5 protein-coding genes are annotated in these 5,351 nt (G+C 69.3%); all 5 read right to left on the bottom strand.

Annotation, left to right across the window (positions count from 1 at the left end; all coding sequences use genetic code 11):
* Positions 1–9 precede the first annotated feature (9 nt).
* A complete protein-coding gene (gene mhpA, locus EV652_RS43825; protein WP_132217289.1) occupies positions 10–1,545 on the bottom strand; it encodes a bifunctional 3-(3-hydroxy-phenyl)propionate/3-hydroxycinnamic acid hydroxylase MhpA in 1,536 nt (511 codons plus the stop codon).
* The gene (locus EV652_RS43820) at positions 1,542–1,895 is read right to left on the bottom strand and encodes a DoxX family protein (RefSeq protein WP_132217287.1); all 354 of its coding nucleotides are present in this window, start codon (positions 1,893–1,895) and stop codon (positions 1,542–1,544) included. Before EV652_RS43820 ends, mhpA begins: the two co-directional genes overlap by 4 nt.
* Positions 1,892–3,775: an acyl-CoA synthetase gene (locus tag EV652_RS43815; RefSeq protein ID WP_242002368.1), complete on the bottom strand. Its 1,884-nt coding sequence runs from the start codon at positions 3,773–3,775 to the stop codon at positions 1,892–1,894. Before EV652_RS43815 ends, EV652_RS43820 begins: the two co-directional genes overlap by 4 nt.
* A complete protein-coding gene (locus EV652_RS43810; RefSeq protein ID WP_132217285.1) occupies positions 3,775–4,713 on the bottom strand; it encodes a fumarylacetoacetate hydrolase family protein in 939 nt (312 codons plus the stop codon). Before EV652_RS43810 ends, EV652_RS43815 begins: the two co-directional genes overlap by 1 nt.
* Positions 4,710–5,351 (bottom strand): VOC family protein (locus EV652_RS43805; RefSeq protein ID WP_199238741.1); only part of this gene is annotated, 642 nt, incomplete at its 5' end. The genes EV652_RS43810 and EV652_RS43805, both read right to left, overlap by 4 nt.

The raw sequence follows: 5,351 nt of genomic DNA, 5'->3' as shown, positions 1-5,351 counted from the left end.
ACGCGTGCCTCAGGCAACCAGGAACCTCGGTGCTGCTTCGCAGAGCGCTGTGACGTCGCGGCCGGCCCACAGCACCGTGAAGTCCGGTCGTACCAGTGCGGCCGCAGCCTTGCCATCTGCGAGCCACTTGTACAGGGCTGAGCCGGGTGCCACCTCGAGCACCTCGGTCCCGCGGTCGGCTAGCACCGCACGCTGCTCGAGCGAAAGCGGTACGCGGGTCACTAACACGAACCCGCCGCGGGTCACGTCGTCGTACCGGCTGTCGTTCGTCAAGGGCGCGTTCGGACACAGACGTCCGTTGAGGGATTTGCGGAGTCTGCGTGGCTGCACGAGATCGGACCGGGGCAACGGTGGTGTCACACTGTCGAGGAGGCGGTCGCGGAGGCCGGGCACCCAGTGCAGCCGTGGGGCGATAGCCCTGCGAAGCAGGCCACCAGCCCTACCGCCCTGCGTCATGGAGACGCCGACCAGCTTGGCGAGCCCGATGAGGGCCCGGGCGTGTGGTTTGCGCTCCACCTCGTAGGTGTCGAGCACCGACTCGGGCAGGTCTCGGGAGAGGACGCCGGCGATCTTCCAGCTGAGGTTCATCGAGTCGCGGAGTCCGGCGCCCAACCCCTGTCCGATGAAGGGGGGCGTCAGGTGGGCGGCGTCGCCGAGGAGGAACACATTGCGGTCTCGCCAGCGGTCCGCCAACTGGGCCCGGAAGGTGTACTCCGCGACGCGCACCAGCTCGAGCTGGTCGCTGGGGATGCCCTCGACCCACGGTCCGATGAGGGGGCGAAGGACTCCGATGGACTCGAAGTCAGCGGCGGTCTCGCCCGCCTGCAGCTGGAACTCCCAGCGATAGCGGGCATCACCGATGCGCATGTACGTCGCCGCGCGCTGGTGGTCGCAGACCTGGTGCACGCCTTCCCACTGGTCGAGCTCGACCGTGCTGGCGACGTCGATCACAAGCCAGCGCTGCTCGAACTTGAGATCCTCCATCGTCGAACCGATCGCCGTGCGCACCACGCTGTTGGCTCCGTCGCAGCCCAACACATAGGTCGCGAGCACGGACTCGTGCTCGCCGGTGAGCCCGTCGGTAAAGTCCACCCGGACCCGGCCCCGGCCGTCCTGGGCGACGTCTGTGACCTCGACGTCCCCGCGCAGGCTGACCGTGGTCTGGTCCTTGAGGTTGGTGCGCAGCAGGTGCTCGAGCTCGGGCTGGTCGAACATGTTGGCCCTGGGGTGCCCGTGCCGGCCGTAGTCGCCGGTCCGGTCGAACACCGCGAACACCCGGTGATTCCGGTCGATCAACTGCAGCCCGCGAGTGGGCCGGGATACGGCTGCGAACTGCTTGGCTATGCCGAGCCGCACGAGGACCCGGTAGATCTCGTCGTCGAGGTGGACGGCCCGAGGCTGGGGGTAGACGCCGTCCCAGCGGTCCAGGACGAGGCAGTCGACGCCGTACTGCCCGAGAAGGGTGGCGGCGGTGACGCCGACGGGGCCGGCCCCCACGATGACGACGGGAACGGGGTCGGCCCTGGTCCGCTGAGAGCGGTTCATCGCAGGTCTCCGACCACGAGAAGTAGGAAGCTCAGGGCTACCAGGCCGAGGACGACGGCCGGGACGATCTCGCGCAAGCCGTCGCCGTTGCGGAGGTGGGCCACGGCTGCCCCACCGAGGAGCATGAGGAGTCCCGCGGCGGCCAGGGCACCGATCACCGGGACGAACGCGCCGACGAGCAGGCCGACGACGGCGAGGACCTCGAGAAGACCGATCCGGCGGTACGCCGAGACGCTGAAGCCGACGTGTTGCGCCTTTGTGCGCATGGCGGGTACCGCGGCGAGCTTGGCGGAGCCGAGGGCCGCGAAGGCGACGACGAGGATGCCCGCAAGAATCGATGTGGCGGTCATGACAGTTCCAATCTCCAGGTGATGGCGAAACGCTCGAGTACTTCCCGGACCGACGTCTTGTCGGCGCCAGGGGACAAACCGACGATGGCGAGGACCGCACCGTCCTCGACGACTCCTCGGACTCCGGTGACCGAGGGGATGTCGCGGAGCGCGTCGGTGACGGCCGCTCGGGTGGCCTCGGCGCGCAGAGCGGGTTTGAACGGCTTGCCCACGAGGGTGACGGGAAGTGCGTCCAGCACTGTGACGGCCTTGGGCGCTGCCGCCTGCTCGGGCACGTGGTCCCGGGCCCAGGCACGCAGTTCCTCGGGGGTCGCGCGGACGCCCGGGGCGAGCGTGACGAACGCGACCGGCACCTCGCCGGCGTGCAGGTCCGGACGACCCACCGCCTGCGCGGCCGTGACCGCCGGGTGTGCCAGCAGCACGCGCTCGATGACCGCCGGGTCGATGTTGTGACCGCCGCGGATGATCAGGTCCTTGGCTCGGCCGGCGAGATGGATGAAGCCGTCCGGGTCGACCCGAGCCAGGTCCCCGGTGTCCAGCCAGCCGTCGCGCAGCTTGCCCATGCCGTCCAGCACAGGGCCGTCGGGAGTCCGGCCTGTGACGTAGCCGGGGAACACGGTCGGTCCGCTGATGGCGAGCACCCCGACCCGACCGGCAGGCAGGTCGATCCACTCACCGTCGGCGGTGATCTCGACGGCCCGAACGTGCTGGTACGGCAGGCGCTGGCCGACCGACCCGGGACGCGGATGGTGGGGAAAGCTCAGTGCGCTGACGCACGTGGCCTCGGTGAGGCCGTAGCCCTCGACCAGCCGGATGCCGGTTGCGGCCTCAAAGCCGTCCCGGACTGCCTGCGGAAGGGGCGAAGCGCCGACGACGGCGAAGCGGAGGCTGCTGATGTCGGCGTCGATGGGACAGCCGGCCAGGACGGAGTACACGGTGGGCACAGCGCTCATCGTGGTGACCCCGTAGCGCTCGACGAGCTTCCAGAAGTGCGTGTAGAGCGCCTGGTCGCGGTAGCCCTGGGGGCCCGCCCAGATGACCTGGAGGCCCCTGAACAGCGGGGTCAGAACGGTGACCAGGAGTGCGTTGACGTGGAAGAGCGGCAGCGCCGCGAACACCACCGAGCCGTCGTGCAGCAGACTGTTGGCAGCGATCATCCAGGCGTCGCTGACCTCGTTGGCGTGGGTGTGTGCGGCGAGTTTCGGCGTGCCGGTCGTGCCGCCGGTGTGGAAGAAAGCGGCGAGGTTGGTGGCCGATGGTGTTTCACCCACGAAGGCGTCGTGCGGCTGCTCCGCCGCGAGGGCGGACAGGTAACCGACGCGCACGCCGTCTAACGAGTCCAGCTCCGCCTCGGCGGGGCCGGGCAGCGTCGGGCCCAGGGCGAGGAGAGCTTCCATCCCGGCCTCGACGGCGAGTTCCCGGGCACTCGCCCACACCTCCGGCGCGAGTTCGGGACCGGCAGCCACGAGGACCCGGGCGCCCGACCTTCGCAGGAGCTCGGCAATGTGCGTGCCCGAGAGCCCGGTGTTGATCGGCGCCGCGATTCCGGCGAGCTGGGCGGCCAGGATTGCGGTGACGAGCTCGTCGCAGTTCGGCGCGAGGAGGGCGACCCCGTCGGTTCGACGTACCCCAAGCGTGTGGAGCAGGTTGGCGTAGCGATGCACGTCCATCAGCAGCTCGGTATACGTTCGCTCCGCCGGCTGCTCCCACCGTTCGCCGTCCGGGAGCACCGACAGGGCGACCCGGTCCGGCCAGAGGTCGGCGGCACGGACGAGAAGCTCGTACGTCGTGGCTGGAAGGCCGCGGTCGGCGAGCGGCACGGTCTCGATCGCAACGACATCGCCAGGCCCGTCGTACGTCGGCCAGAGCAGGTCGCCCATCAGGCGGTCCTCACGACCGTGCGCTGCCGGCCGAGGTCGATCGCACCGTCGTCGGTGCCGATGGCAACCTCGACGACGTCGCCGTGGCTGAGGTACTTGGGGTTCTGGGCCTGCCGCTGGAAGAAGAGCTTCCACTTCAGCGCTGGGGGCAGCAACGCCGCGATGATCTCGACCGGCTTCGGCGGTGCGCTGAGGGCGGTGCCCGCCGGGGTTCCGGTGAGGAGCAGGTCACCGGCGTCCAGCCGCTGGAACCGGCTCAGCGCCTGCAAGGCCTCGAGCGGTGAGTAGACCATGTCGCCGTCGACCACCGAGTCCTGGCGCAGCTCGCCGTTCACCCACAGGCGCAGGCGCAGGTCGCCGAACCGCTTGAGCTCGTCGTCGTCGAGCAGGACCAGCGACGGCCCGACCGGCGTGAAGGTCGGGTACGACTTCGACTCGAAGAACTGCGTCTTCGGCAGCTGCACGTCACGGGCCGAGACGTCGTTGGTCACCACCAGGCCGGCAACGAACGAGGTCCAGCTGTCGGCGGTGACCTGCGTGCCCACCGGCAGCTCCCGGCCGATCACCAGGCCGATCTCGACCTCGTAGTCCAGGTACCGCACGTGACCGGGTCGGACAACGTCGTCGAACGGACCACTGAGCGAGCCCGACGTCTTGCGGAAGAACGTCAGCGGGACGGTGCCAGGGTCGAGCCCTGAGTCCTTCACATGGCTGGCGAAGTTCGTCATCTGCGCCACCACCCGGCAGGGCGCCGTCACCGGGGACACCAGGTCGAGGGTGGCCGGGTCAACGGTCGTCCTGCTCCCCCGGGCGGCCTCGATCTGCTCGTGCTCGGCGAGCAGTCCGCTGGTGGTCGTGGCCTCGGTGTCGATGCGTGCGGCGCCGCCGGGAGTGCGGACCCACCAGGCGTCGGGCGTACGAAGGATCGTGATGCTCATGAACTCGTCACTTTCAGGAGGCCGCGAAGGCGGGTCAGGTCGAACTCGTTGTCTTCGCGCAGCGAGCGAGCCATCGACAGCAGCTCGTGCAACGCGTCGCGTCCTGGTGCGAGACCCAGGAAGTCTTTGGTGGCCTGCGGACCCCACTGGGCCAGCCCGGACGCCGTCATCGGCGACCAACCAGGCTCGAGGGTGCAGTCGAACAGGTCACCGTCCGCGAAGTGCTCGACCAGGAGCCCGTCCGGGTCGCGCCAGTAGTCGAAGATCTGGCTGCCCTCGAGGTGACGACCGATCCCCCAAGAGCGGTAGAAGCCGAGCTCGCGGAGGTACTCTCCACCGGCGGCCAGCGCGTCGAGGTCTCCGACCTGGTACGCCGAGTGCACGTACCGGCTACTGGGACCGAGCATCATCGCCAGCGTGTGGTGGTCGGTGGGAGTCATGCCGCGGTCACAGCGGATGAAGCTCATCGTGGGACCGCGCTCGCGCTGCCCCTCGTAGTACTTGAAGTCGCTGACGATGAGGCCGAGGTGCTCCAGGTACCAGTTCAGGGACTCGATGTACTTCGTTGTCTGGAGCACGACGTGACCCAGCCGCTGGATCTTCGCGGGTCCACGCGGCGGGCGTTGCGTCGCGTTGGC

The organism is Kribbella steppae, assembly GCF_004342025.1.
In the GTDB taxonomy this organism is placed as follows: domain Bacteria; phylum Actinomycetota; class Actinomycetes; order Propionibacteriales; family Kribbellaceae; genus Kribbella; species Kribbella steppae.
This window is presented reverse-complemented; position numbering and strand designations above follow the sequence as displayed.